The organism is Clostridium arbusti SL206 (assembly GCF_000246895.1).
GTDB lineage: Bacteria > Bacillota > Clostridia > Clostridiales > Clostridiaceae > Clostridium_I > Clostridium_I arbusti.
In genome coordinates this window covers 1-26,988 of record NZ_BAEV01000052.1, presented here as the reverse complement: position 1 = coordinate 26,988, position 26,988 = coordinate 1, and the positions used below count along the sequence as shown (strand labels likewise).

Below are 26,988 nucleotides of genomic sequence, written 5' to 3'. Positions count from 1 at the left end.
TAAATGAAGATATATTTCTATAAAAACTGAGGTATCTTAAAGATAGTTGTTTATAACTTTAAGATACCTTAATTTTGTTATACCAATATTTGTTTTAAGTAATTGAATTTTATATGATTTAATATAATTTAATAAAAAATACTATCCTAAATTAAATTCAGCTTTGGCTTTTTTATATATATAAAGTATAATTATTTTAAGATTATTAAAAATACAATAGATTCTACTTAGTTAGAGTTGTAATCAAACTAAGATTAGGCACATTCAAATAAATAACTAGTCAGTATGCTAGGTTATTTTAAATCCTACTGCGTCAACAGAACCCTCAGATAGCTCACTATCCTCAGAACCTGTTTCCTTGTATGATTCAAAATATCCGTCGCATCTTTGACTTACTATTTATTTTCATATGCCTTAATAGAATGTAATGGTGTTGGTATATGTATTTAATAATACATAAATCTAAATTTTATATAGGGGCGGATAATAAATGGAATCTACTGCATATTATCCAGGAAGTGTAGGGGAAATAGTACAAGGTAGTATTGAAGGTATAGATGTATTAACATCTTGTCCTATTAATCTTTACACGAAAGTAAGGATATTTGAAGATAACTGTACTTATAATTATCAGAGAAATTATAAGACATATAAATTTATGTTTAATATGTTAAAAAGATGGGGACATGAATCCTTTGCCGAAACACTTAAAATATATATAAACTCTCGTATTCCCATAGGAAAAGGCTTTGCTAGTAGTACAGCGGACTTATGTGCACTGTATAGTGCCTTGATTAAGCTTTTTAAAAGAAAATATAATGAAATAGAACTTATGGAAGAATGTTTAAAAATAGAGCCAACGGACAGTATTATATTTAACAAAATGACTTTGTTTGATTATAAAAATGGTAGATTTAAGAAAAAAATAGGAAGCTATATGGAGTTTTATGTATTGATCTTTGAAGGTAAAGATAGAATTAATACAATTGAATTTAATAAAAAAGATCTTCCACAGCATAAAGATATTTCGGACTTGATTCCTAACTTAATTGAAGGAGTAAGAGAAAGAAATCTAAAAAAGTTAGCTTTTTGTTCTACAGAAAGTATAGTTAGAAATCAGCATAGACTTAGATATGATTTTTTAGAGGATATTCTTAACATAATGAAGAAGGTTCATGGTATTGGAATACTAGGAGCCCATAGTGGAAACTGTTTGGGTATAATATTAGATGACGTTGAGAAGTTAAGGTATTATAAAAATTATAATAATGACAATGAATTGAAAGGGTATAGTACATATTTAGTGAAAACTATAAAAAATGTTTATAATTAAATAGATACTTATGGACGAAAGCTAAGTTCTAGTGCAATTAATTAAATTATATTTACTAACTTTAAAGTGAGAAATTAATAAAACCCTATACCGTATTATTTTTACATAGAGTTTTATTATATTATTACTATAAAATTATATATATAATTTTATAGTAATAAATTATCTTCATTATAAAATAGCTATTTGAGTTAAATCTCGTCTATTAGTTATTATTAATTAAATGTATAATTTTAATTACAACTTATATAATAATATTTCTATATAGATTTTCTTCTTTGAAAAAGTATATCTAAAAGCAGTAAACAACCAGAAAATATAAGTAATACATTTATTAAATTACTACCAGCTCTAAATATTATACTTACTATAAATAGTAATAAAAAAAGACTGCCTATCCATCGTAAAAATTTCATTTTTATCCTCCAAGTAAGTTAATTATATTAGGCACATTCAAATAAATAACTAGTCAGTATGCTAGCCTATTTTGAATTCTACTGCGTCAGCAGAACCCTCTGATAGCACCACTATCATCAGAACCTGTTTCCTTGTATAATTCAAAATAGACCTCGCATCTTTGACTTGTTATTTATTTTCACATGCCTTATATCTTATGATTTAAAAATTAAGCTCTATAAATTAAACATAAGACTAGAATACAAAAATTATTAAATTATCCAATATCAATTATATTCTATCCCAAATTGATATTAATATTCATTTATAGCCTAAAATGTGTGAGTGGACAATGAAATTTTATTATTGTATGGGTACATTTGCATTAATATATATTTTATCTATAATTGATATTGATACAAGAGAAATTTTGAAATTATAATTTTTATATTCGGAGGGATTAGAATGGAATTTAAGCAAACAAAAAAAAGAGTAAGTACTGTTGACATGGTGCAAATAGCTTTTATGGCTGCAATAGTGTATGTAGCTACAGCAATGATTAATGTACCTGTAGGAATTGGTTATAAGGGAGTCGTACATTTAGGGGATAGCATGGTATTTCTTGCAGCAGTATTGCTTGGAAAAAAGAAGGCAGCTATAGCTGCTGCTATAGGAATGAGTTTATTTGACTTATTATCACCTTATTCAATGTGGGCACCCTATACTTTCTTTATAAAGGGAATCATGGGATACATTGCAGCTGTAATTGCTTACAGAGGTAGTTATAAGGGTGAAAACATAATTAACAATATTTTTGCATTTATAGTTGCAGGAGTTTGGATGAATGCAGGTTATTATATTTCTGGAGTGTTTGTACAGCATTTTTATACCAATGTACCTTTAAATCAAGCAATTATGATTCAAGCTACTCATGTGCCAGGAGATATTGCACAGGTTATAGTTGGAATATTAATAGCAGTTCCTATAAGTGAGATGCTAAGAAGAAGTAATATTAAAAGAATTATAAATAGATAAAAAATAAAAGAGAGGCATGTCCTCTCTTTAATTACTATTAATCTCTGTGGAAATTGTTTCTGTTAGCTTTTCTTGCTCTTCTACAGTCAGGGCATCTAACTGGATCATTTTCAAATCCTTTTTCTTTGTAGAATTCTTGTTCTCCCTCAGTGAAAACAAATTCCTTTCCACAATCTTTACATACGATAGTCTTATCTGGCATTATAAAAACCTCCTTGAAAATATCATAGGAATAATGTATCTTGATAATAACTGGCTCCTATGATAAAGGAGGAGTTGAAATCACCTTGATAATTAACCTACTAAATTATGAGTAATTTACTCTATGAATATTATATCATATAAAGTAAAAATTTCAATATTATTAAATTATTTATTTTACAAATAGGAATATATGATTTATTTTTTTCGTTTTTGAAATATAATCATTATATAACCACATATATGGATATAAGGGGAAAGTGGGTAATAATGGATAAAAACAAAAACGTTGAAGCTAAATATCTAAGGCTTAAAGAAGAATTTGAAACTTATCAAAATTTTGCAGAAAATACAATACAGATGATGAATGAAAAAAATACTCAGCTAGAGAAGAAATTAGATTCACTTACTAATATTGTAGAAGTAAGTAAATATATTAATTCCAATGTAAGTGCTGATAATCTTATTCCTATGATCAATGATATGATTATTGGAATATTGGGGGTTACTTATTCTTCTATATGTTTGATAGATAAGGATAAAAATAGCTTAATAGTTAAAGCTACAAATATTAAAAAAAGTAAATTCGCTTTTGAAAGTAATGAATTTTTTAAAAATCTTAACAATGAACAACCTTTTGTGGTAAATTGCAAGGATGCTATAATTTTAGGCACCGAGAATGAAGTCGATATTCACTCTATAATAGGAGTGCCAATATATCTTAGAGATCAATTTAAAGGTTATATAATAGTAGAGCATACACTTTTTAATTTTTTCAGTCATGATCATATAACATTCATATCAGCTATTGCAAATCAAATTGCTATAGCTCTTGAAAATAACTTTTTATATAATAAGGTTAAAGAAAGTTCTATTAGAGATCCACTTGTGGGTATATATAATAGAAGACATTTTTTTAAACTTGTAGAAAAAAAGGTGCTGGAAAAATCTAAAGAAGAATTTGGAATTGTAATGCTAGATATAGATAATTTTAAAAGATTTAATGACACCTATGGTCATCAGTTTGGAGATAAAGTACTTATTTCGGTGGTAGATATTTTAAAAAACAGCATGGAGGATAATGACTATTTGGCTAGGTACGGTGGGGAAGAAATAGTGATGTATATAAATAACGTTAAGGATCATGAAGAAGTATTTAATAGGATAGATAATATGAGAAAAGATATATGTAATAATCTAGTTGAATATCAAAATAATAAACAGTCTGTTTCCGCTAGTTTTGGTATTAGTTATTATCCTCAAAATGGGGATACAGTGCAAAAGGTATTAAGTATAGCTGATTCAATGCTATATATTGCTAAAGGTTCTGGTAGAAACAAAGTTATTAGTGTCTAATACTGTGTACGGAGTTGTTTTGTGTGGATGTAAAAAAGGCTAAAAATCTAATCAAGAAAGAAGAAGGACCTAAACTGGACTTTAAAAGGACAATAGACGTGCAGTATGAGTCTGGAAGAAAAGAGCTTGCTAAGGATATATGCGCTATTGCAAATTCTAGAGGTGGGCGTGGATATTTAATTATAGGAGTAGAGGATAAGACAAAAAGAATAGTTGGTATTGAAGATACAGATTTACAAGAAGAGCAAATTCAGCAAATTGTAAGTATGAGATGTGATCCACCAATACCAATTTCTTTGGAATTTATAAATATAGCAGATAAAAAGATTGCAGTAATAACTATTTATGTGGGATCACAAAAACCGTATCAACTCCGTGAAAATGGCGCTTTTTATGTAAGAAGAGGTTCTACTACAGACACTATGAGAAAGCAGGAATTAATATCTGCGCTCCAAGAAAATATGGAGTTGAACATAGAAACATGCCCAATTATTAATAGCGATATTAATCTTATAGATGAAAAGCTGGTAAAAAGGTATTTTAATTTTCAAGGTATAGAAATTGATGAAAGCAATAAATTACCCCTGCTTACTAGTTCTTCTATAATATATAAGGAGAGTGAAGCACAAGATTATTGTTTAACTCTAGGTGGTGCGTTGGTTTTTTGTAAAAATAATAATATACTTTTGCCACATAATATGATAAAACTTATAAATAAATTAGATAATGGTTTTGACGAGGTTTATATAATAAAGGGAGATCTTTTAGATATGCTTGATGGCTTTGAAAGAGTTTTATCAATGCTATTACCTAAAAATTATCCCATTAATGCTGTCTGTGAAGTAATAAAAGATGTAATTTTATATAGAGATTATACAATATATTATAGAGAAATTGAAGTTTCATTAAATTATAATAATATTTCAATAATAAGTCCTGGAATAATGGTTCAAGAGAAAGAATTAAGAGAAATTAATTTTACTAGAAGAAATATGTGGATTTATGAAAAGTTAGTTGTATTGGATGAAAAAGGTAGATTTGCGAAGAGTGGTAAGGGATTTAGCAAGGTAAAAAGAGCATTTAAGGGTCATGGTAAAGTTATATTTATAAATTCTCTAGAAAATAATATATTTAAAGTTATATTTCCAGGTGTATATAGATTTGTAGACTAAAGATAAAAGTTCAGTATCAACAGAGAACTAACCAATTATCTTTAATCTACATTGGTTAGCGAATTATTAAAATCATAATTTAAAAATCAATTCAGATAAATTCTATTATAAAAGTAAGTTTATATACAGTATATTATTGATAATTGTTAAATTTACATATATACTAATAAAATAGGTAAAAATTTTAGCTTTATGGAGTGATTTAATTGTCGAGTGTATTAGATACTTTAATAGAACGTGGATTTATAAAACAGTTTACACATGAAGTAGAAATAAGAGAACTTCTTGAAAAGGAAAAAATAACTTTTTACATAGGTTTTGATCCAACAGCAGATAGTTTGCATGTTGGTCACTTTTTAGCCCTTATGCTTATGTCACATATGCAGAAGGCAGGACATAGACCAATAGTGCTTATGGGTGGGGGAACAGCTATGGTTGGAGACCCATCAGGTAAAACAGACATGAGAAAGATGCTTACAAGAGAAGATATTGAACACAATGTAAACTGCATAAAGTCACAGGTAGGAAGATTTATAGATTTTAGTGATGGCAAGGCAATTTTAGCAAATAATGCTGATTGGCTTATGAATTTAAATTACATAAGTTTTTTAAGAGAAGTAGGGTCACATTTTTCAGTAAATAGAATGCTTACAGCTGAATGTTATAAGCAAAGATTAGAGAAGGGACTTACATTCCTAGAATTCAACTATATGCTTATGCAAGGATATGATTTTCTTCAACTTAATAAGAAATATAATTGTGTAATGGAATTAGGTGGAGACGATCAGTGGTCTAATATGATTTCAGGTGTGGAACTTATTAGAAGAAAAGAAAGTAAGCCTGCTTTTGCTATGACTAGCACACTTCTTACTAATAGTGAAGGCAAGAAAATGGGCAAAACTGAAAGTGGTGCTGTTTGGCTTGATCCAGAAAAGACAACACCTTATGATTTCTATCAATATTGGAGAAATGTAGATGACTCCGATGTAGAGAAATGTCTTTCTCTATTAACCTTTATTCCTATGGATGAGGTAAGAAGGCTTGGAAGCCTAAAGGATGCGGCAATAAACGAAGCAAAAAAGATATTAGCATTTGAAGTAACAAAGCTTGTTCATGGAGAAGAAGAAGCTAGCAAAGCTGAAAAAGCAGCAGAAGCTCTTTTCTCAGGTGGAAAAGATATGAGTAATGTGCCTACTGTTACTATAACGAAGGATATGGTAGGTGGAGCACTACTAGAGGCGCTTTTATATACAAAGATAATACCTTCAAAGTCAGAAGGAAGAAGACTTATACAACAGGGTGGTATTGTAGTAAATGATGCTAAGATTACAGAAGTAAATGCAGTGCTAAGCGAAGAAGATTTCAAAGATGGTAGTGTTTTATTAAAAAGAGGAAAGAAGAAGTTTTATAAGATAGTAGTAGAATAAGAAAAGATAATTAAAAAGAGCTGTATAATTCTAGAAAATAAATTTTTTAGAGTTATACAGCTCTTTTTGCCTAGAGTAAAGAAACAATTAATATGAAAAAAGACTTTGGATCTGATTCAAAAATGTTTATGGTGTGTGCTGTTAAATAAGATAATTTAATAGCTGAAAAAATACAATAAATCGACGATAATATATAATAGAATAAAATTTAAGAATAATTATATATGATGATAAAATATTATAGTAGAATCTAATGAAGTTTACCATTAAACATTTATTTGGGGGAAGGGGGATTACAATGGCTGGTATATCAAATGTCAACATACCTTCGCAGTATAGTGGCAGTAAGGCTGTTCGTAAGTTGAGTTTTGAAATTGGAGAAGTATTTTCAGCTAGAATAGTGGATGATAATAATGCACATGGGGATATTGTTTTAAAGCTGAATAATGGCTGGAAGTTTAGTGCAAAGCTCACAAATAATATAAATTATAATGTAAATAGCCTTAGTAAATTTATTGTGGAAGGTTATGAAGATGGAAAGATAAAGATTAAAATGATGCCGGCAGATGATAGTAGTAATTCTAAAACTATTAATTCACAGCAGGATATTTTAAAGGACTATATAAATAATAATGAAAGTGAAGAAGATTACAGTATATTAAAGTCCTTGCTAAATCATAATATACCACTTACAAAGGAGAATATCCAAAATGTAAAATCTATTATGAAATTTAAAGATAGTATAATTGAAAATCCTATTAAAGCTGAAGAATTTATAAATCAATATATGGATAAAAATAGTATAGATAAAAATAGCGAAAAGGGAAAAGAAGCAAAAAAATTATTAGAAAGTTTCTTTAAAGGATTAAAAGGAATTAATCCAGAAGAATTAGCTTCATTTATTGAAAATGGAATAGAGGTTAATGGGGATAATATAAAGAGTTTTAATAAGCTTTTTAAGCAGGATTCGGTCATTTATAAGGAACTAGGAAGTATAAAAGAAACTTTAAATAAGCTTATGGAAAACAATGGTAATAAACAAATGAATAGTAATCTAAACAAGGCATTGAGTAATAAGTTAAATAAAGACGTAATCAATGAAATAAAATCAAAGATTAATGAAATGAAAGATACTATTAAGGATTTGATAAGCAAGGGAAATTTAAATGGAGAAAGTTTTGAGAAAATATTAAGTATAGTTGGAAACAATATAAATGATATGAAATTGTTTAATTTAATATCAGAGGGGTATTATTATTTGGATGTACCTTTAAATTTTAAAAACAATAATTATGATTTTAAACTTATCCTTAAAGATGATAGAAAGAGTGGAAAGAAAATAGATTCAAAAAATGTAAAGCTAATAGCATCCATTAAGACTATAAATATGGGTATAATAGATACGTTCATAACCATAAATAATAAAAATCTCAATATAGATATAAAGTCGGAAGAAAAGTGGACTAAACTTTTAGAATTAGCTAAAGTTAACCTATCAAATAAGATAGCAAACATGGGCTATATAGTTAATTTAAAAGTGAAACCTAAAGAAAGCGAAGTAGATATAGTAAGTTGTAGAAGTTTTTTTAATAATGAGTATACTAGTAATTTAGATAGAAGGGTATAGGGTGAGAAAGAATGGTTTATGAAAGAAAAAAAGCAGCTGCCCTAAAATATGATAAAGGTTATGAGGCACCAGTAGTCACAGCAGCAGGAATGGGAATAATTGCAGATAAAATTATAGAAAATGCTGATGAAAATAAAGTTCCTATAGTGTATAATAAGGAGTTAGCAGATTTATTATTAAATGTGGATATAGGTGATAAGATACCAGTAGAATTATATGAAATAGCTGCAGAAATAATAAACTACGTTATGGAATTAGATGAAAATGTAAATGAATCATCTTCAAATAAATAAGAAGGTAAATATATTGTACACAAAATATAAAGAGGAGGTGAATTTATGGCTTTATACGCTATCTCAGATCTTCACTTAGCCTTAAGTGGAGATAAACCAATGGATATTTTTGGTGATAATTGGTATAAACACGATGAAAAGATAAAAGAAAATTGGATTAGCATGATAAGGGAAGAAGATACAGTAATAGTTGCAGGAGATATATCTTGGTCTATGCATATGGAGGAAGGAATAAAGGATTTAGAATGGATTCATTCTCTACCAGGAACTAAGATCTTTATTAAAGGAAATCATGATTATTTTTGGACTTCTATAACTAAACTCAACAAGCTTTATGATGATATGAATTTTATACAGAATAATTTTTTTGCATATTTAGATTATGCTATATGTGGAACAAGAGGTTGGAATAATCCAACTTTCGAAAATTTTACAGAGCATGATGAAAAAATATATAAAAGGGAACTTATAAGGTTGAAATTATCTCTAGATGCTGCTATTAATAAAGGATATAAGAAAATAATAGTAATGGTTCATTTTCCACCTTTTAGTGAGAGAGGAGAAGACAATGCTATGACTTCTTTGCTAGAAGAATATCCAGTGGAAAAGGTTATTTATGGACATTTACATGGTGCTTCACTTCAGAGGATAAAAGCAGTAGTAGAGAAGAATAAATTAGAATATATAATTACTTCTTGTGATTATATAAATTTTACCCCAATAAAAATATTACCATGATTTTTTATTAGGGTAATATTATTTTCAAAAATTGTTTATTGTACAGTGATATTTTTAAATTAAAAGAATCTTGAGAAAAAACCTTTTTTCTTAGGCTTCTGGATTTTAATATTTTTAAGGTTCTCTGATATTGACTGAGAATCTGTACTAGATTTTTTAGCATCAACTATTAAGTCTTTTTGATCTCTTGCCATATTTTTAAGCTTTTGACTTATACCTAAACTGGTTATAACGTTGCTAAGCCATAATAATGCTTCATCAAAATTTCCAATACGTCTATTAAGTTCTCCAATTAGATACATCATGGTGAATTTATCCATAGTATATATGGGAAAACTTTCATTTATATAAGCATCATTAAAGCCTGTAATGGCATTTTTTATAAATAATTCTTCATTTTCAGTTTGTCCAAGTAATCTATACATCCAAGCTATTTTTAAACAGTTCATAGCTTTTTTGCTTGAAGGAGAATAGAATATAGTGTAATTTAAAAGTGATAATTTATATCTTTCAATAGCTATATTTATATCATATACAGAAGGATAGCTTTTAGAATTCCATTTTGCAGTGATATGTTTTTGTATAAGTTCTTTTTGTGATTCTTTTATTTTAGGAAAGTCTGTTTTCATAGCTGCATATCCACAGGAATTGCAAAGCCAAACATCATAAAAATAAGGATTGATTATGCTGTAATTAATAAAAAAATCGCTGGATTTATTAATTATCCTATAAGAAGAAGTTTTAACAGATCTTGCTTTGAAAATATTACCACATATAGGGCAAGTAATGGTTTTATCATATAGTAGATTATTAGGATCAATTTTACCACCTTTGGGAGTATTTAATTGATTTTTATTTTCTTCTTTTTTTTCATATATATTTAAATTATCAGCATTTGTGAATCCTAAATTCTCTAAACCTGAAAAAATATTATTATCCATAAAAGTACCTCCATTGTTAATAACTAAAATTTATTATATCAAAAAAATAAGTGAAACACAGGATATTTGAAAAATTAAATTAATGTTTTAGGCATATTCAAATAAATAACTAGTCATTATGCTAGTCTATTTTGAATCCTACCACGTGAACAGAACCCTCAGATAGCTCACTATCTGAAGAACCTATTTCCTTGTAGGCTTCAAAATATACGTCGCATCTTTGACTTACTATTTATTTTCATATGCCTTATGTAATTGAAAAATGTAACATATAATATTATAATAATTTACTGAGGGTAAATTTCCATAAACTTTTATTGAAAAGGATGATTTTGGTGGCTATGGTTAAATGGAAGACATTTTTAATTCCCTACAGTCAAGCGGTAGACGAATTAAAAGTAAAGATTAGAAGTATAAGAAAAGAATATAGAAAAAGGAATGAATATTCCCCCATTGAGTTTGTTACTGGTAGGGTAAAAGAAATATCTAGTATTCTGGAAAAGGCTAAAAAACTTAACTTAACCTTAGATGAAATTGATAGTTATATGGAGGATATAGCTGGAATACGAATAATGTGCCAGTTTGTAGATGACACTGAGCGTGTAGCAGATTTAATTAGGCAAAGGCAGGATATGCTTGTAATAAATGAAAAAGATTATATAAACAATGTAAAGGATAGCGGATATAGAAGTTATCATATGATTGTAAAATATCCCTTAAATTTAGCTGAAGGAAAAAGAGAGATATTAGCAGAGATACAGATAAGAACTTTAGCTATGAATTTTTGGGCAACTATTGAACATTCTTTAAATTACAAATACAAACACGATATACCAGTAGAGATAAGAGAAAAGCTTAAAAATGCCGCAGATGCTGCATTTCAACTAGATGGTCAGATGCTTGAAATAAAAGATGAGATAAAAGATGCTCAAAAGTTATTTGAAGTTAAATCAAATTTAATTTCAGATATTGTAAATGATATACTTGTGTTGTCTTCGATGAATAAGTTGACAGAAGCTGCTTACTATAGGAATCAACTAAACAAATTACTCGAAGAAGGAGATGTATTTGAACTAAATAGCTTACTTGAATCTATAGAAAATTCTATAGATATACTTAAACAATTTTAATATAGATAATACTTGTTAAAAATTATCTATATTAAGGATAATTACTTTGTCAAAGATGAAATTTTAATTATAACTTATATATAAATTAAGCATTATTTTTACAATACCATTAATATAAAAGAGTTAGGATACTTATAATCAATATGTAAGCCTAACTTTTTTTATTACTCAGATTTTAAATTTTTCTTATTTCTAAAATTGAATATTATATAAACTATAGTTGGTATAATAATAAAATTAGCTAATGAAATATAAAGAAATATATTTACTGCTTTGAAAAGTAATATAGAATCTCTAGAAAAGAAAATTGCAGCTATTATAACTAATACTGTTACTAAATAGGTATAAATTTTATTTTTTATATTTAATTTTTTTAATATTAACTTCATAGAAAAAAGAGTTAAAACATATTTCATGTACCAGCCTGCAATTACCTGTAGCAATACATACAATTCTCCACTCTCTAAGAACCCCCAATAATTTACAAGTTGAGTTTGAATTAACTTTGGATAATATATTGTATTTGCACGAGAAGTTCCAAAGGTTGCTATAATCCCTACGGTGGAAACTACTTCCATTTGAACAATAAATATAAGAGCTATAGTTATATATTTTTTTACAGTTCTTTTATCTTTAAGTTCAGTTAAAAAGGGTAATATCACGGAAAAAAAACTGAAGAGAGCTAAGCTTTTTATTATTGATATAATAAAATTTTTTGTTATACCATGTTCCATAATAGGAAGAAGAAAATTATAATTTTTATATTTGGATGTAAGTATGGCTAAGTTAGTTCCTGAAATAGTTACTAAAGTAATTCCAATTACAGTTACAATAACTATTGAATTTTTACCCTTACTGAAGGTGTATAGAGCAGGAATCGCAAAGAATATGGTGAAGAACCATGGTGGTGTATTGGATAACATATTTACATGCATTGAATTTGCTTCAATGGATGTGCATTCTATTAAAGTAAAAAATAGAGTTAATATGAAACATCCAATAAGTATATTACCCAGTATTTTTCCTACAGCAATATGGTAGATATCGCACATATTATATTTATTGTTTTTTTTAGATATACCTATAATCATGTAAGCGAATAAGAATAAAATTACTCCTGAGCAAATAACAGCTATCCAGGAATCTCTGCCACCAAATTGAGTATAAACAGTAGGATAAGTTTTCATTGAAACTATAGCTATTCCACATAAAATAAAAATTAGATGAGTACCATTAAATTTATCCATAATATTACCTCTCTTGTATAAAGTATTTAGAAAAATCCATACTAATATTAAAACCTTTCTACTTGATTGTATTATTTGATATCCAATGAAATTTATTCAAGATTTAGAAAAAAATAAGGTAGGTGATAATATGAATGAGGATTATATTACATTTATAAAAGAAAAGCTTAAGGATAATGTAGATGTAAAATTTAGGGAGCTGAAGTGTAAAAAAGGTTCTATACTTATAACATTTATTGATAATTTATCAGATGCTAAGTTTATAAGTCAATATATAATTGAACCCATTATAAAGGAAAGAGAAAATATTGAGACTGCAGATGATATAAAGAAAAGTATTTTATTTGCTAATTCTATAGGAAATATAGATACAAGTCATGATGTACTGCTTCATATACTTTCGGGAGATGTAGTTATAATTTCTGATTTTTATGAAGGACTAATATTTTGTGAAGCAAAGAGCTGGAATAGAAGATCAGTAGGTATACCAATTACAGAAAGTGTTATAAAAGGTCCAAGAGAAGGTTTTACAGAAGCTTTTGTTGATAACATTTCACTTATAAGAAGAAAGGCTAGAAATGCAGATTTAAAATTTGAAAGTATGTATATAGGTAAGAAATCTGATTCCATTGTAATATTAAGTTATATTAAAGGAGTAGCCAGTGATAAATTGGTTTCTCAAATAAGAAAAGAATTGAAGAATATGGATGTGGATTTTTTACTGGATACAAATTATATAGAAGAGAAATTAAAAGAAAAGGGTACATTTTATGATACTATAGGCTACACTGAAAGGCCAGATGTGGTAACTTCTAAATTATTCGAAGGAAGAGTAGCAGTTATAGTGGATGGAACTCCCTTTGTTATTACAGCACCATACTTTTTTTATGAAAATTTTCAAATGCCAGATGACTACTATCTAAATAAGTATATGACTAATTTTTTAAGAATATTAAGATGGTTAGGTTATTTAATTTCTTTACTTTTACCAGGACTTTATATTGCTTTAACTACTCATCACTTTTCATTAATACCATCTGTATTTGTATTTAGACTTTCTATATCTAGAGCAGGTGTACCATTTCCTATGGTAGTAGAAGTACTTGTGATGATATTTTTCTTCCAAATACTAAGAGAGGCTGGTGTAAGATTACCGCAACCAGTAGGTCAGGCCATGAGTATTGTTGGAGCTTTAATTCTAGGTCAATCTGCTGTAAGTGCTGGATTCGCATCTGAAATTACAATAATCATTGTAGCTTTAACATCAATAGCTTCATTTTTGACGCCTAAAATTTATGGGGCAATAAGCTTTTGGGCAATTATTCTAATACTAATGTCTAGTATAGTTGGATTACCGGGATATTTCGTTGGAATAATTTTAATGATATCTGAATTAGCAGGATTAAAGAGTTGTGGATTTAGATATCTATTCCCAATGGGTACTATTAAAAAATTTGATTTTAGAGATATCATTTTAAGAGATGATTTAGATTCCATATCCAAAGATTTTACGAATGAGGATGGTAAAAAATGAAAAAAATGTTTATGTGTTTATTCCTAGTTGCATCCATATTCTTAAATGGTTGTTACAGTTATGTAGATATAAATAATGTAGTTTTTGTAACTTCAGTAATATTTGATATAGATGAAGATAATAAACCAGTTATATATCTGGAAATTTTTAAATCTTTGAGAGCTACATCAAAAGCTGCAGAAACAGGTCAGAGAATTGTCTTAAAGGGAACAGGTAAAACTGCATATGAAGCCTTAAATGATATAAATTTGGCATCTAGCTATGAAATAAACTATACTCAAAATAAAGCTATAATATATACAAAAAAGGCTGCTGCACAAGGTATAGAAAGTTATCTTGATATTTTTAGAAGGGATACAAGCGCCATAATAAAACCTTATATACTTGTATATGATGGTGATGTACAAAGACTTGCAAAGGGAAATTTTGAAGGAGAACAATTTATAGGACTATTTATATGGGATTTGATAGGAAATGTAAGGAGCAGTCCAAGGGCAGTTCAATCTACACTTAATAGATATTCGTCAAGGAGACTAGCACCAAGCAAGACAGATGTGCTAACAGTATTAAAAATAGATAATAATGAACCAAAGCCCGCTCTTGTAGTTAATGGTGGGGCTATAATGAAGAAGGATAAATTAGTTGAAATGCTTCCACAATCAGAAGGAGAGGCTTATAATTTTCTGATTAATGCCATATCAAGAGGATCTATGGAGGTTGCTGATCCACGTGATAAGACCAAGTATATATCTTTAGCAATAGAAAATAGTAAAACTGATACTGATGTAAATGTAAATGGTAAAAATATAAATGTTACAAAACAGATGAATATAAAAGCTAGAATTGTTGAAGTTCAAAAGTATATGGACTTAACAGATGATCAATTAGAAGAAATAAGAAAAGGAGCAGAAACTAATTTAATTAATTCCTGTCTAAATATATTTAATAAATATAAAAAGAGAAATTTGGATATTTTTATGCTTGGTCAAAGTGTTGAAAATAAATACGGTGACAAGGGAATGAAATATACTAATGACATAATAGAGCATACTAATATGGAAATAAAGCCAAAAGTATTTATAGATAGCCCAGGAAGAATTAGAGAATACCAAAAATAAGCAAAAAATATTGCATATGTACTGATAAATGCTCTTAAGACTACAAATTATCAGATGAACATATGCAATATTTTTTTTAATATTATTTTACAACTATATTAACTAGTCTACCTTTGATTACAATTACTTTTACAACATTTTTACCTTCAATAGCATTTTTAACGCTATCATCATCTAATGCTGTTTCTTTGATTGCAGCATCTTTTAAATCAGAAGATATATTAATTCTTGTCTTGATTTTACCATTTATCTGTATTGCTATTTCCACTTCATCTTTAATTAATGCCTTTGGATCAAATTTTGGCCAAGGTTCATTGAATACTGAAAAGTCATTTCCTATATTAAGCCACATCTCTTCAGAAAAATGAGGAGCAAATGGAGCGAGAATCCTAATAAAATCATTAATACATTGTTTTAAGAATTCAGCATTCTTTTTATCTTCGTTAACGTATTTTGAAAGTGCATTTGTGAATTCCATTATTCTTGCTATACACGTATTGAATTGGAATTTTTCGGCATCTTCTGATACACCCTTTATGGAAAAGTTTCTTATAAAATTTAATTCTTTTTCAGCTTTATCCATAGTAGTTTTTGTATTAGATGTATTTTCAGTAGATTGATGTAATACTCTTTCAATTCTATCTACAAATTTAGAGATAGCCTTTATTCCATCATCACTCCAAGCACCACCTTCAGTGTAGTCAAAACCAAACATTAGATATAGTCTGAATACGTCAGCACCATATTCTTTTATGTAGTCGTCAGGTGAAATTGTATTCCCTTTAGATTTACTCATCTTTTGTCCGTCTGGTCCAAGTATTAACCCTTGATGTCTCAGTGAAAGAAAAGGTTCGTCAAAGTTTAAATATCCCATGTCTCTTAAGGCTTTTGTAACGAATCTTGCATATAAAAGATGCATACATGCATGTTCTGGTCCACCTACATATTTATCAACAGGAAGCATTTTATTTATTATTTCTGGATCAAAGGCTTTATCACTGTTTTTGTTATCTGCATATCTTAAATAATACCAAGAAGAACATACGAAGGTGTCTAAAGTATCAACTTCTCTTTTAGCTGGTCCACCGCAGTGTGGACAAGTTGTATTTACAAATTTCTCACTTTTTGCAAGAGGTGACTTACCATCTGGAGCAAATTCCACGTCATAAGGAAGCTCTACAGGAAGTTGTTCCTCTGGTACAGCGACAGTTCCACATTTTTCACAGTAAACTATAGGAATAGGAGCACCCCAATATCTTTGTCTTGAAACAAGCCAGTCACGAAGTCTGTAGTTAACTTTCCAATGACCTAGTTTTTTTGAAGACAATAGATTTACTATAGCTTCTTTAGCTTCTTTTCCTGATAGACCATTGAATTCACCACTGTTTACAAGTGTGCCATATTCTGTGTAGGGAAGAGAATGTCCACCTTCAACTACTCTTATTATTGGTAGATTATATTTTGTTGCAAAGGCAAAATCTCTTTCATCGTGAGAAGGAACTGCCATAACTGCACCTGTTCCATAAGTAGCAAGTACGTAGTCAGCTACCCAAATAGGAACCTTTTTACCGTTAGCGGGATTTATAGCATAAGAACCAGTGAATACACCAGTTTTTTCTCTTGTTAAAGATTGTCTTTCTATATCAGATTGTTTTGCTGATTGAACTTTATATTCTTCTACGGCCTCTTTGTATTCCGCAGTAGTAACTTTATCTGTTAATGGACTTTCAGGAGCTAAAACTACGTAAGTAACTCCAAATAGGGTATCTACTCTTGTAGTAAATACATCAAAGGTAACATCGCTATTATCTACTTTAAAAGTAGCTTCAGCTCCCTTTGATTTACCAATCCAATGTCTTTGCATAGCTTTTGTCTTTTCTGGCCAATCCAAATCATCTAGTTTTTCTAAAAGTTCATCGGAGTAATCAGTAATTTTTAAGAACCACTGTGTTAAATCTTTTTTAACAACCTCAGTTCCACATCTTTCACAACCACCGTCTACTACCTGCTCATTTGCAAGCACTGTATTACAGCTAGGGCACCAATTAACAGGAGCTTTTTTTCTGTAAGCTAATCCTTTTTCATAAAGCTTTAAAAATAACCATTGAGTCCACTTGTAGTAGTCAGGAAAGCAAGTTACAACTTCGTGATCCCAGTTGAACATTGCACCCATTGCACGCAGCTGTTTTTCCATAGTGTCTATGTTCTTAAGAGTTGAGTCTTTTGGATGAACTCCTGTTTTTATTGCATAGTTTTCAGCAGGTAGACCAAAGGCATCAAAACCCATTGGTTGAAATATATTGTATCCCTGCATTTTCTTAAATCGTGCCCAAGAATCTACTGGACCATAGTTAAACCAGTGGCCAGCATGAAGCTTTGCTCCAGAAGGATATGAAAACATTTCAAGAACATATAATTTTTCCTTTGTATTGCTTTCATCAAATTTATAAAGTTTTTTATCTTCCCATATCTTTTGCCATTTTTCATCAATTTTAGTACTGTAATTTCCCAATTAGATGACCTCCTCAATATCTTGTATGTAATATCTCATAATTAATAAATTATCTTATGTAGATAAATAAAAAAACCTTCATCTCAAAAAAGAGACGAAGGTTAAACTCCGTGGTACCACTCTACTTAGGTAAGAACCTCGCTTTGTAATATAACGGTTTTAACCGTACTACATTTTGGTAGTAATGCTCCCAAGTGAGTTCATATATTATCATCACTGTTTTTCAGCAATAAACAGCTCTCTTTAGATGAGTACAATATTACTACTCTTGTTCAAAGCAAAATATAAAAATATACTTACGCTATAGAATTATAAACTATAAGTTATATATTGTCAATACTAGTTTGATTTAAAAATCCATTGATTAAGATATTGCTATGCCTAAGTTTTAATTACAATGAGTTACTCTTTCATTTCTGTAGAGTTTAATATTTTATATATAAATAACTGAAATAATCAAAAAATAAAAATAAAAAGCTAAGATTAAAAAATCTTAGCTTTTTTGGCTGCCCTAGCAGGACTCGAACCCACACATGCCTGAACCAGAATCAGGTGCCTTACCAGTTTGGCTATAGGGCATCAGCAACAATTAATATTCTAACAGTTTTTTCATAAATGTCAATATAATATTACAGAAAAGTTTAAATAAAATACGTTTAGGACTAAAAATTAAGCTTTTACTACAATATCAACAAAGATTAACTATGATATGATACTATAAATTACAACTATGTGAATGAATTATAATTTATATATAACAAGGGATAATCTATTTACCCATGTATACATTATATGGAAGGGAAGTTATGTTGAATGAGTAAAAACGGTTTTTTAGTAATGATATTATTATTTATAATTGCCATATTGTTGTACAGCACAGTAGGAATCGGTGTTACAACAATCATATTAGCAACGGGAATTCTGATACAAGCTATAGTATTTACATATAAACCTGTATATTATGATAGATATTTAAAATTTATGAATCCTTCAATGTACAATGTTTATATTAAAAAAGGTGATAAATTTATAAAGAAGAAAAGAAAAATAAACATTGCTATGCAATATATTCTCTTTTTTATACTTATATTTGATGGTTTAATGCAGATAAAAGTTTCAAAATATACAGATATAAAAAGAGTCTATTCTACTGAATATATGAAAGAATATTTAATAATTGGAGTAGTAGTTGTTATTATTTTAATTGTATTAATAAACTATATAGGTAAACTCATTATGAAAAAGTCTAAAACTGCAAATGAGGATTTTATGTGGAATATAATTTTAGGTATTATACTGGCAATTGTTTTAATTTGTGCTATGAGTATATTTATATTAAATAATGTTTTAAGATAGAAATATTATTTGAAAATTTCTTTTGTAATTGAATATTTTCAAAGAAAAAAGAAAGGAAAAGTTTATGAAATAGAAAATGATTTTACATCAGCTAGAGAAATAAAAGAAAGGATTATAGAGCTGATGTAATAAAAGAGATAAAACTGAAGGGGATTTTTTATGATGGATTATTTTAAAGATATGAAATTTTTGATATAAATAATATATATTTTTTTATTGCTTTGATATTTGTTATCTTCATATACATAACTTATGATTTTATGAAAAAACACAGGGTAAATTATTTAAAGCCTATGCTTTTAATAAACATTATAATATTTTCAACAATTCTTTTTTTATTAATACTGTATGATGTAAAAGAAGATAACATAAAGCAGGCTTGCTTATCTATTAGCTTGATATCTATTTTTATGTTATTCAGAGCGAAGCATGACAATAGAGGGAATAATGTAAATAACTTGATTAATACTCAAAATATGTGGAAGAAAATACACGTATACTTTTTTCCACAAGAATTTAGTGATAAAGAATTAGAAATTATAAATAATAAATTTCAAGAAGTTTTTCAGATACTTAAAAATAAAAAATATACAGCAAAAATTGGTGTTCTATTTATATGGATAAAAAGAGATAAAAATAAAATTAGTATTAAGTTAATTAATCAACTAGATTATTCTTGTGATGGCATAAGTGAAGATATTATTAAAATCTATAAAAATATAAAAGAGTTTACAAATTCAAACTTAGATATAAAAGGAGGAAAAGATAAAAAAATTGAGTTGATTTTAGAGTTTGGTAGGCAGAAATAAATTTTTATAGTTATGCAGCTCCATGGTCTATTCCATTGCAAGTATCTCTCACATTACTAATTCATGATAGGGGATAGCATTTTGAAAAAAATATGGATTCAAGTATTAATATGTTATGTTTTGATAATTTTAGGAATAGTAGCAATGTATATTTTTGATATTTCTACAACGGGGAAAATAGTTGGTTATATAGTGGCTGGAGTTTTAACAAGTATTAATATTTTAGTAGCTACATATAGAAAAAAAAATATATCATAGTTAGCACATTTTACTAAAAACGGTTTGATATAATACCCCACCTTGGAAACCCGGACAGATTTTTTCTTGCCTGCACTTTCATTGTTGGTTGATGTAAGACCAACAATGAAAGTGTTTCGCTGAAGGAAAGCCTCCATATTGACACCAATCTCTGACATTATAGTGATGGCGGAGAAAATGTTTTTAAAAGATGGAGCGGTTAGATAAAGATCAGAATTAAAAAAGATTCTGATCTTTATTTTTATTTAAAAATGAACAATAAATATACGTTTAAGACAAAAAAACAATCGTTTATTACAATATTCACAAAAAATACACAAAATAAGGTACCATATGAACATACTATTTAACAACAAATATTGTCCAGTAAAAATAGATACTTTTTTATTGGATTTACATGAATTATCTAAAAATAAGTTGTCTATATTTATGTTTTTTATGTGTAAAGTTTTATACTACCTTAATTATAAGGCAAAACTTAAAGTAAAGGAAGAGGATGCTTTGGGATACAAAAAATATTTAGTTAAACAGCATGATGCCACAGATTGTGCAGCTGCATGTCTTGCAACTGTATGCATGTATTATAAGAAGGAAATAACAATAACAAAATTAAGAGATATTTTAGATACAGACATTAGAGGAACTACACTAAGGGGCTTGGAAGATGGTGCCAAAAAATTAGGCTTTGACACTAAGGCAATTAGAGTAGACAGAGAAGGTTTTAAGAGTAAGTATACTCTTCCTGCCGTTGCACATTTAATTACAAAGGAGGGACTTAGTCATTTTGTAGTTATTCATAAAGTTAAAAAGGACAAGATTATAGTATTAGATCCTGGTAAGGGAATTAAAAAGGAAAGTATTGATGATTTTTTTAAGGCTTTTGATGGAATACTTCTTTTACTTATTCCAAACTATGAGTTTAGTGTTAAGAAGGATAAAAAGGAAAATATGCTGTCAAAGTTTATAGAAATACTACTTCCACAGAAAGCCTTATTTATATACAGTATTATTGCATCAGTAATACTTACAGTGCTGGGAATTGCATCTTCATTTTTTAACAAGATTTTAATGGATGAAATTCTTCCTTATAGTCTTAAGAACCAACTTATTGTCTTTACTATAGGATTTTCCATAATAGCAATAACTCAAATATTAGTTTCTGCTATAAGGCAGCAAATGCTTTTATATTTGTCTCAAAAGATAAATATTTCATTACTGCTTGGATACTTTAAACATGTATACAAGCTTCCAATGAGATTCTTTGCTTCAAGAAAAGTAGGAGATATTCTCACAAGATTTAGGGATGCTTCTACCATACAAGATATTTTGACCTCTGCATCGCTGTCATTGATAATAGATATTATTCTGGCAATAGCCTCTGCAATAATATTATACATAATGAACAATACACTTTTTGTAGTGGTTATAATACTTACAATCATAAGTGCAGCACTAATATATGTTTTTAAAAGACCTTATAAGACAATTAATCTTCAGCAGATGGAAGCAGAAGCAAGTCTTAACAGTCATATAATTGAAAGCTTAAAGGGTATAGAAACTGTAAAGGTTAATGCAGCAGAAGATAAAAATTTAGAAAAATTAGAAACAGAATATGTAAAAAATTTAAAAATTGCATTTAGAGAAGGGGTACTTTCAAATGTTCAGGGTTCAATTTCTTCAGCAGTATCAAATATAGGGAATATGGTGCTTATGTATTTAGGAGCCACCATGGTCATTGATGGGAAGATAACATTAGGAAGTCTTATGGCATTTACCTCACTTACAGGCTATTTTATGGGGCCCATAGGAAGACTGATAAGTCTGCAGCTCAGCATACAGGAAGCAGGCATATCACTTAAAAGAATATCAGAAATATATGAAGTAGATAAAGAACAGGAAGAGGTAAATAAATTAAAGCTTCATAAGATTGATGGAGATATAAGACTTAATAATATTACTTTTAGGTATGGAAGCAGACCACCAGTACTTAAGGATGTGAGTATAGAAATACCAAAGGGAAAAAAGGTTGCTTTAGTAGGAGAGTCCGGAAGTGGTAAAACAACTATTTCAAAATTACTACTAAAATACTATACACCAGAGGAAGGAAAAATAAATATAGCTGATTATGATATTGAAGAATTGGATATTAACAATTTGAGAAAGAATATTGCCTTTGTACCACAAAATATAGAATTGTTTTCAGGTAGTATAAAAGAAAATATAGCTTTAGGTGTAGAAAACTATACTTATGAAGAAGTAAAGCAGGCTTGCGAGGCAGCAGGCTGCAGTTCATTTATAGAAAAGCTTCCAGGAAAATATGATACTTTTTTAGAGGAAGCAGGAGGTGGACTTTCAGGAGGAGAAAGGCAGAGAGTAGCTTTGGCTAGAGCCTTTATAAAGAAAACTGATTTTTTAATTCTTGATGAAGCTACCAGTAATCTGGATTTCATAAGCGAAGCTAAAGTTTATAACACACTTTTTGTAAAAGTCAAAAATATGACCATGCTTATTATTGCCCATAGACTTTCTACCATTAGAAATTGTGACATAATATATGTGCTGGATAAGGGGAAAGTGGTTGAAAAGGGTAATCACGAAGAATTGCTTAAAGGAAAAGGATATTATTACAGACTCTATGTAAGCCAGGTAGGTGAAATAAAAGCTCCAGATAAAAATATTAGTGAAAAAGAAATTGAAGATACAAGTATAAAAGAAAATACAGATAGCATAGAAAATTTTGAAGAGGGTGAAGAATTTGAATACCATTGAGAAAATAATAGTTAAGGAGAAGAAAATTCTTAAGCTTAATAATGTACTTATAAGAGAAATAAATGAAAGTGAATTAATGGATGTAGATCAAATAAGCTATATGATGGATAGTTACATAAAATCAAAGGGAAATTCACATTTAGGCCCAATGGTTAATTATACTTTTGCAGAAGGTGATGAAAAGGGACAAATAAGAATAAAATTAAAGCTTATAACCCAGCTTAAAAATCCTATAAATAATATAGAGAAACCCTATGAGTTTAAATCACAGGTAAGAGTTAGTAATTGCCTCTTTGCAAGATTTACAGAAAAAGAAGAAAATCTTCAGTATGCTTATTCTAAATTAAATTTATATGCCTTTGAAAAAGACATCAAATTAAAGGGAGACAGCTATACAGTATTTGTAAATAAAGATGAGGATAATATTGTAGCAGACGTATTTATGGAACTACAAAATGGAGGACAAGCTATTGAAGGTATATGATTTACAAGAAATAACCGACAGTAGAGTTCTCTATGATAAGAATCCTCCAAGATTCATGGTATATATAATTTTACTAGTAGTAGCTCTTTTAGCAGTTTTTTTAATATGGGCAGATAAATCCATTAAAACTTATGTAGTAAAGGGACAGGGAGTAGTAACGACAGAAAATAAAGTCAATGTTATGTCAAATATATCTGCTGCAATACAGGATGTATATGTAAACGAGGGAAAGGATGTAAAAGAAGGAGATGTACTTTTAACATTGAGACCTGAGGATTCAAATCTACAGTTAGAACAGGTAAATAAGCAAATAGATTATGATAATAAACGAATAGAACTATTGACAAGAGGAGAAAAATACGCTTCAAAGGGAACAAATGATTTTGACAAAAATAATTCTGATGAAATTGAATTTTATAATAGATTGCTAAATAATTATGCTAAAAAGGGTGAGTATGCAGTAGATGAACAGAGCCTAAAAAAGCAGGGCTATACAGATGATCAGATAAAGCAGGCAAAGGAAAGTCAAAAGACAAAATTAAATGAACTTTATTATGATACAATTATGAGTTTTACAACTGAAAAAAGTCAGCTTCAAGCAGATAAGAGCAAATTAGAAGCTCAAAAATCTGCTTTAGAAAATAGTATTGGTGCATATAAAATAACAGCCCCTAAAACAGGAAAAATACATTTGAATGCACCTATAACTAAGGGAATGGTACTGCAGGCTGGCAATCTACTGGGAAGTATTAGTAATAATGAAGAAGGATTGATTATTGATGTATCTGTACCTTCTAGTGACAGACCAAGAATAGAGCTTGGAGATGAAGTATCGTTGGCAGTGTCAGGGTTAAACCAGGCTGAATATGGAACAGTTAATGGAAAAGTAATAAGTATAGATCAGGATGCCACTGTGAACAGTGAAAAAGGCAACATATATTTTAATGTAAAAGTAAAACCAGAAAAGACTTTTCTTAAAGACAAAAAAGGTGAAAAGGTGAACTTAACATTGGGAATGGTAACAGAAACAAGAGTTAAATATGAAAAGATTACTTACATGAAATACTTTTTAGAACAGATTGGAATAAAATTTGATTAATTAGCTTTTATAGGTATATATAGTTAACCACAGTTAGCTCGAGATATCTGTGATTGCTGTAAATGTTTTTAATATATACTTTAAAAATAATAAAATGATGAAAAAAGAAAGGGGTATTTTAAATGAGTACAATGGCATTACAATTACCAATGAATTATGTTGAAATAGAGAGAGAGGAAATGGAGTATGTTGATGGTGGAGGAGCTGACTATGGATGGTATGGTTATATTACATTTAGAATATCTAGAAGTGTTATAAATGCAGTTGTTGGAGTAGGAGCAACCGCAGCAGCAACAGCAGCTTTAGCAGCAGCAGGAATCACTGGCGGATTATCAACAGTTGTAATTCCAGGTCTAGCAGGTATTTTAGGAGCAGTAGCTTCAAATGGGTTATTAAAAAATGACTTTTATTATATAAATTCGAAATATTATTCAGGTGATTACTGGGCTTTGAGAGCAATTTCAGGGTTTGATAATCAAATAACTTTAGCGATGTAATGAAATATGAATACAAAAATAGTTATTAGATGTTTATTATTGTTCTTAATAGGAATAATAATGTGTTTTATTTTAAGTAGGTTTTTAAATAGAACTGTGGCATTAATTTCAACAATAATTTTTATTAGTATTATTGGTAGTAGATTTTATAAATAAAGTTAATAATATTTCTAAGTAATTTAATTATAATAAATGTTGAAAGAGACCGAGATTAGATATATAAGAGAACTTCCATTTGGAATAAAGTTTGATTATTAGTTATTAGAGGTAGCTCGAGATACCTCTAATAACTAATTTAAGAAATAACATAGAAAATAAGTAGTGGATGATATTATATATAACGCATAAATATTACTACATTGTTGCTTGAATACAGTGTTATAACAGTGTTTAGACTATCTTGTAAAATTTGTAACATATATAACATATATAGTATTTCTAAATCTTAATTTCATTGATTTAGATAAATCAAACTTTACAGTGATTTCTAACTACCTTCATCTTATACTTCAATAACTAATGCAGAATATTTTGTACGTTATATATAGTATTGGATATTGTAAGATTATTTTTTGTGTATTGTTTTTTGACAGGACTAGCAGTTAGATTTTTAGGAGAAAGATATAGAATAGCAGTATTATTAATTATAATAATAATATTTTTAGTTTATTTATACATTACATTCTATACTTTAAATTTAATTTATAAAGAACGAAAAAATTTATAAAAACATATTTACGTGATAATATTACATTTTTAATTTGTTTAATTATTTTATTTATTTCAGAAGGAGTAATATATATTAATACTTCAAGTTATAATTTTGCAATGTGGTTATTTGAGGCATTATTTCTAGCACCAACTCTTTCTACTCATAAAATAATTTCAGATAGATTTGGTAAGATAAAGTGAACTAATTTTTTTAAATAGCGAGGAATTGGCATAATTTAATTTATTATACAAAATAATAAAAAACAGAAAGTTGATAAAATTCTATGGAAAAAATATCAGAAAGTATTGTTTTAAAATTGAATAGACATTTAAATAAAGAAGGTCTAGAACTTCAGAAAATGAAACTAGGAATAGAAATACTCCTAATTAATATATCTAAGTTAATAGTAATAATGTCAGTATCAGTGTATTTTAATTTGCTAAAAGAAACAGCATTTATGATAATAATTTTTGTAATTATGAGAAGAAATGCTTTTGGATTTCATGCTAAAGACAGTATAGTATGTACTATAATATCATTAATGATGTTTGTTTGTGGAGCTTACTTAGGCTGTTTTATAGAATTGAATAATTATATAGTTTTATATCATTTATGATTATGAGTTTCTTTTGTATAAATATGCACCAGCTGATACTGAAAAGCATTCTTATTTAAATTGAAGCAATAGTAATATGAAAGATTTTATATAAGATAATGGGAGCAGTGAAATAGACTAAATGTAGTTTGTTTCACTTTTATTTTTTATTTTAATATTAGGTTATTTTGTCATAATGTGTTACAATATAGTGAGATAAATTGAATTTAAGGAGAAACTTGTAAAATATGCAATTATGTATCAAGATGTTAGGAAGTATATTACTTATATGTGTTTTAATGCTAAATTTAGATATACATGAATTTAGAATAAGATATATACTACGTGT

Annotated in this window: 24 protein-coding genes, 1 tRNA gene, 1 pseudogene and 1 other annotated feature; of the genes and pseudogenes, 19 read left to right on the top strand and 7 right to left on the bottom strand. The window is 28.4% G+C overall.

What is annotated here, in order from left to right:
- The first annotated feature begins 490 nt into the window (after positions 1–490).
- A complete protein-coding gene (locus RH99_RS10610) occupies positions 491–1,333 on the top strand; it encodes a GHMP family kinase ATP-binding protein (protein WP_010237612.1) in 843 nt (280 codons plus the stop codon).
- Between the two features lie 260 nt (positions 1,334–1,593).
- Here the strand turns inward: RH99_RS10610 and RH99_RS19240 are convergent, their stop codons facing one another.
- Positions 1,594–1,749 carry a hypothetical protein gene (locus tag RH99_RS19240; RefSeq protein WP_158511947.1) on the bottom strand — a complete coding sequence of 52 codons (156 nt, stop codon included), beginning with the start codon at positions 1,747–1,749 and terminating at the stop codon, positions 1,594–1,596.
- Positions 1,750–2,194: 445 nt separating this feature from the next.
- Here RH99_RS19240 and RH99_RS10605 point away from each other — a divergent pair, with 445 nt between their 5' ends.
- Positions 2,195–2,764, top strand: coding sequence for an ECF transporter S component (locus tag RH99_RS10605; RefSeq protein WP_010237610.1), 570 nt, complete (start codon positions 2,195–2,197; stop codon positions 2,762–2,764).
- A gap of 37 nt (positions 2,765–2,801) precedes the next feature.
- Here RH99_RS10605 and RH99_RS10600 read toward each other — a convergent pair whose 3' ends face one another.
- Entirely contained in the window at positions 2,802–2,966 is a 165-nt protein-coding gene (locus RH99_RS10600; RefSeq protein ID WP_010237608.1) for a zinc-ribbon domain-containing protein, read from the bottom strand.
- Between the two features lie 269 nt (positions 2,967–3,235).
- Between RH99_RS10600 and RH99_RS10595 the strand changes: the two genes are divergently transcribed.
- The 6 genes from RH99_RS10595 to RH99_RS10570 all read left to right on the top strand — a co-directional run bounded on the left by RH99_RS10595 (position 3,236) and on the right by RH99_RS10570 (position 9,578).
- A complete protein-coding gene (locus RH99_RS10595; protein ID WP_010237605.1) occupies positions 3,236–4,321 on the top strand; it encodes a sensor domain-containing diguanylate cyclase in 1,086 nt (361 codons plus the stop codon).
- 23 nt (positions 4,322–4,344) lie between these two features.
- The gene (locus RH99_RS10590; protein ID WP_010237602.1) at positions 4,345–5,493 is read left to right on the top strand and encodes an AlbA family DNA-binding domain-containing protein; all 1,149 of its coding nucleotides are present in this window, start codon (positions 4,345–4,347) and stop codon (positions 5,491–5,493) included.
- Between the two features lie 206 nt (positions 5,494–5,699).
- Positions 5,700–6,920, top strand: coding sequence for a tyrosine--tRNA ligase (gene tyrS / locus RH99_RS10585; RefSeq protein WP_010237599.1), 1,221 nt, complete (start codon positions 5,700–5,702; stop codon positions 6,918–6,920).
- A 298-nt stretch (positions 6,921–7,218) separates the two neighbouring features.
- Positions 7,219–8,547, top strand: a complete 1,329-nt coding sequence (locus tag RH99_RS10580) for a hypothetical protein (protein ID WP_010237596.1) — start codon at positions 7,219–7,221, stop codon at positions 8,545–8,547.
- 11 nt (positions 8,548–8,558) lie between these two features.
- On the top strand, positions 8,559–8,840 hold the full coding sequence (locus tag RH99_RS10575) for an EscU/YscU/HrcU family type III secretion system export apparatus switch protein (RefSeq protein ID WP_010237594.1): 282 nt from the start codon (positions 8,559–8,561) through the stop codon (positions 8,838–8,840).
- A gap of 45 nt (positions 8,841–8,885) precedes the next feature.
- Positions 8,886–9,578, top strand: a complete 693-nt coding sequence (locus RH99_RS10570; RefSeq protein WP_010237592.1) for a metallophosphoesterase — start codon at positions 8,886–8,888, stop codon at positions 9,576–9,578.
- 59 nt (positions 9,579–9,637) lie between these two features.
- Here RH99_RS10570 and RH99_RS10565 read toward each other — a convergent pair whose 3' ends face one another.
- Positions 9,638–10,519: a DUF2225 domain-containing protein gene (locus RH99_RS10565; RefSeq protein ID WP_010237590.1), complete on the bottom strand. Its 882-nt coding sequence runs from the start codon at positions 10,517–10,519 to the stop codon at positions 9,638–9,640.
- A 335-nt stretch (positions 10,520–10,854) separates the two neighbouring features.
- Here RH99_RS10565 and yjbM point away from each other — a divergent pair, with 335 nt between their 5' ends.
- Positions 10,855–11,649 (top strand): GTP diphosphokinase, encoded by a 795-nt coding sequence (gene yjbM, locus RH99_RS10560; protein WP_010237588.1) that lies wholly within the window; start codon positions 10,855–10,857, stop codon positions 11,647–11,649.
- A 164-nt stretch (positions 11,650–11,813) separates the two neighbouring features.
- Here the strand turns inward: yjbM and RH99_RS10555 are convergent, their stop codons facing one another.
- On the bottom strand, positions 11,814–12,896 hold the full coding sequence (locus RH99_RS10555) for a GerAB/ArcD/ProY family transporter (protein WP_010237586.1): 1,083 nt from the start codon (positions 12,894–12,896) through the stop codon (positions 11,814–11,816).
- Positions 12,897–13,026: 130 nt separating this feature from the next.
- Between RH99_RS10555 and RH99_RS10550 the strand changes: the two genes are divergently transcribed.
- A complete protein-coding gene (locus RH99_RS10550) occupies positions 13,027–14,430 on the top strand; it encodes a spore germination protein (protein WP_010237583.1) in 1,404 nt (467 codons plus the stop codon).
- On the top strand, positions 14,427–15,548 hold the full coding sequence (locus tag RH99_RS10545) for a Ger(x)C family spore germination protein (protein ID WP_010237580.1): 1,122 nt from the start codon (positions 14,427–14,429) through the stop codon (positions 15,546–15,548). Before RH99_RS10550 ends, RH99_RS10545 begins: the two co-directional genes overlap by 4 nt.
- 82 nt (positions 15,549–15,630) lie before the next feature.
- Here RH99_RS10545 and leuS read toward each other — a convergent pair whose 3' ends face one another.
- Positions 15,631–18,060, bottom strand: coding sequence for a leucine--tRNA ligase (leuS, locus tag RH99_RS10540; protein WP_010237577.1), 2,430 nt, complete (start codon positions 18,058–18,060; stop codon positions 15,631–15,633).
- 87 nt (positions 18,061–18,147) lie between these two features.
- Positions 18,148–18,345: a binding site (T-box leader), on the bottom strand.
- A gap of 218 nt (positions 18,346–18,563) precedes the next feature.
- Positions 18,564–18,639, bottom strand: a tRNA-Gln gene (locus RH99_RS10535).
- Positions 18,640–18,873: 234 nt separating this feature from the next.
- On the opposite strand from RH99_RS10535, the gene RH99_RS10530 reads away from it, so the two are divergent.
- The 3 genes from RH99_RS10530 to RH99_RS19235 all read left to right on the top strand — a co-directional run bounded on the left by RH99_RS10530 (position 18,874) and on the right by RH99_RS19235 (position 20,483).
- Entirely contained in the window at positions 18,874–19,416 is a 543-nt protein-coding gene (locus RH99_RS10530) for a hypothetical protein (protein WP_010237574.1), read from the top strand.
- 260 nt (positions 19,417–19,676) lie between these two features.
- Entirely contained in the window at positions 19,677–20,225 is a 549-nt protein-coding gene (locus RH99_RS10525) for a hypothetical protein (protein WP_138990660.1), read from the top strand.
- A gap of 81 nt (positions 20,226–20,306) precedes the next feature.
- Positions 20,307–20,483, top strand: a complete 177-nt coding sequence (locus RH99_RS19235) for a hypothetical protein (RefSeq protein WP_158511946.1) — start codon at positions 20,307–20,309, stop codon at positions 20,481–20,483.
- A 2-nt stretch (positions 20,484–20,485) separates the two neighbouring features.
- Here RH99_RS19235 and RH99_RS20080 read toward each other — a convergent pair.
- Positions 20,486–20,695: pseudogene (locus RH99_RS20080) on the bottom strand (IS110 family transposase); the annotation flags it as partial.
- A 289-nt stretch (positions 20,696–20,984) separates the two neighbouring features.
- Between RH99_RS20080 and RH99_RS10520 the strand changes: the two are divergent.
- The 5 genes from RH99_RS10520 (at position 20,985) to RH99_RS10500 (ending at position 26,660) form a co-directional block, all read left to right on the top strand.
- Positions 20,985–23,252: a peptidase domain-containing ABC transporter gene (locus RH99_RS10520; RefSeq protein ID WP_026038468.1), complete on the top strand. Its 2,268-nt coding sequence runs from the start codon at positions 20,985–20,987 to the stop codon at positions 23,250–23,252.
- Complete coding sequence (locus tag RH99_RS10515) at positions 23,239–23,736, top strand: hypothetical protein (RefSeq protein ID WP_010237568.1); 498 nt, start codon at positions 23,239–23,241, stop codon at positions 23,734–23,736. The genes RH99_RS10520 and RH99_RS10515 overlap by 14 nt, the downstream gene beginning before the upstream one ends.
- Positions 23,723–24,835, top strand: a complete 1,113-nt coding sequence (locus tag RH99_RS10510) for an HlyD family secretion protein (protein WP_010237567.1) — start codon at positions 23,723–23,725, stop codon at positions 24,833–24,835. Before RH99_RS10515 ends, RH99_RS10510 begins: the two co-directional genes overlap by 14 nt.
- Before the next feature lie 122 nt (positions 24,836–24,957).
- Positions 24,958–25,332, top strand: a complete 375-nt coding sequence (locus tag RH99_RS10505; RefSeq protein WP_010237566.1) for a hypothetical protein — start codon at positions 24,958–24,960, stop codon at positions 25,330–25,332.
- 995 nt (positions 25,333–26,327) lie between these two features.
- Complete coding sequence (locus tag RH99_RS10500; RefSeq protein ID WP_010237564.1) at positions 26,328–26,660, top strand: accessory gene regulator B family protein; 333 nt, start codon at positions 26,328–26,330, stop codon at positions 26,658–26,660.
- The last annotated feature ends 328 nt before the right edge of the window (positions 26,661–26,988 follow it).

Bases quoted from the DNA above. Each gene is read 5' to 3' on its own strand.
- RH99_RS10550 (WP_010237583.1), top strand. From the start codon at position 13,027: ATGAATGAGGATTATATTACATTTATAAAAGAAAAGCTTAAGGATAAT.
- RH99_RS10500 (WP_010237564.1), top strand. From the start codon at position 26,328: ATGGAAAAAATATCAGAAAGTATTGTTTTAAAATTGAATAGACATTTA.
- RH99_RS10565 (WP_010237590.1), bottom strand. From the start codon at position 10,519: ATGGATAATAATATTTTTTCAGGTTTAGAGAATTTAGGATTCACAAAT.
- RH99_RS10570 (WP_010237592.1), top strand. From the start codon at position 8,886: ATGGCTTTATACGCTATCTCAGATCTTCACTTAGCCTTAAGTGGAGAT.
- RH99_RS10505 (WP_010237566.1), top strand. From the start codon at position 24,958: ATGAGTACAATGGCATTACAATTACCAATGAATTATGTTGAAATAGAG.
- RH99_RS10530 (WP_010237574.1), top strand. From the start codon at position 18,874: ATGAGTAAAAACGGTTTTTTAGTAATGATATTATTATTTATAATTGCC.
- RH99_RS10575 (WP_010237594.1), top strand. From the start codon at position 8,559: ATGGTTTATGAAAGAAAAAAAGCAGCTGCCCTAAAATATGATAAAGGT.
- RH99_RS19240 (WP_158511947.1), bottom strand. From the start codon at position 1,749: ATGAAATTTTTACGATGGATAGGCAGTCTTTTTTTATTACTATTTATA.
- RH99_RS10605 (WP_010237610.1), top strand. From the start codon at position 2,195: ATGGAATTTAAGCAAACAAAAAAAAGAGTAAGTACTGTTGACATGGTG.
- RH99_RS10545 (WP_010237580.1), top strand. From the start codon at position 14,427: ATGAAAAAAATGTTTATGTGTTTATTCCTAGTTGCATCCATATTCTTA.
- RH99_RS10610 (WP_010237612.1), top strand. From the start codon at position 491: ATGGAATCTACTGCATATTATCCAGGAAGTGTAGGGGAAATAGTACAA.
- RH99_RS10580 (WP_010237596.1), top strand. From the start codon at position 7,219: ATGGCTGGTATATCAAATGTCAACATACCTTCGCAGTATAGTGGCAGT.
- RH99_RS10600 (WP_010237608.1), bottom strand. From the start codon at position 2,966: ATGCCAGATAAGACTATCGTATGTAAAGATTGTGGAAAGGAATTTGTT.
- RH99_RS10595 (WP_010237605.1), top strand. From the start codon at position 3,236: ATGGATAAAAACAAAAACGTTGAAGCTAAATATCTAAGGCTTAAAGAA.
- RH99_RS10525 (WP_138990660.1), top strand. From the start codon at position 19,677: ATGAAAAAACACAGGGTAAATTATTTAAAGCCTATGCTTTTAATAAAC.
- RH99_RS10555 (WP_010237586.1), bottom strand. From the start codon at position 12,896: ATGGATAAATTTAATGGTACTCATCTAATTTTTATTTTATGTGGAATA.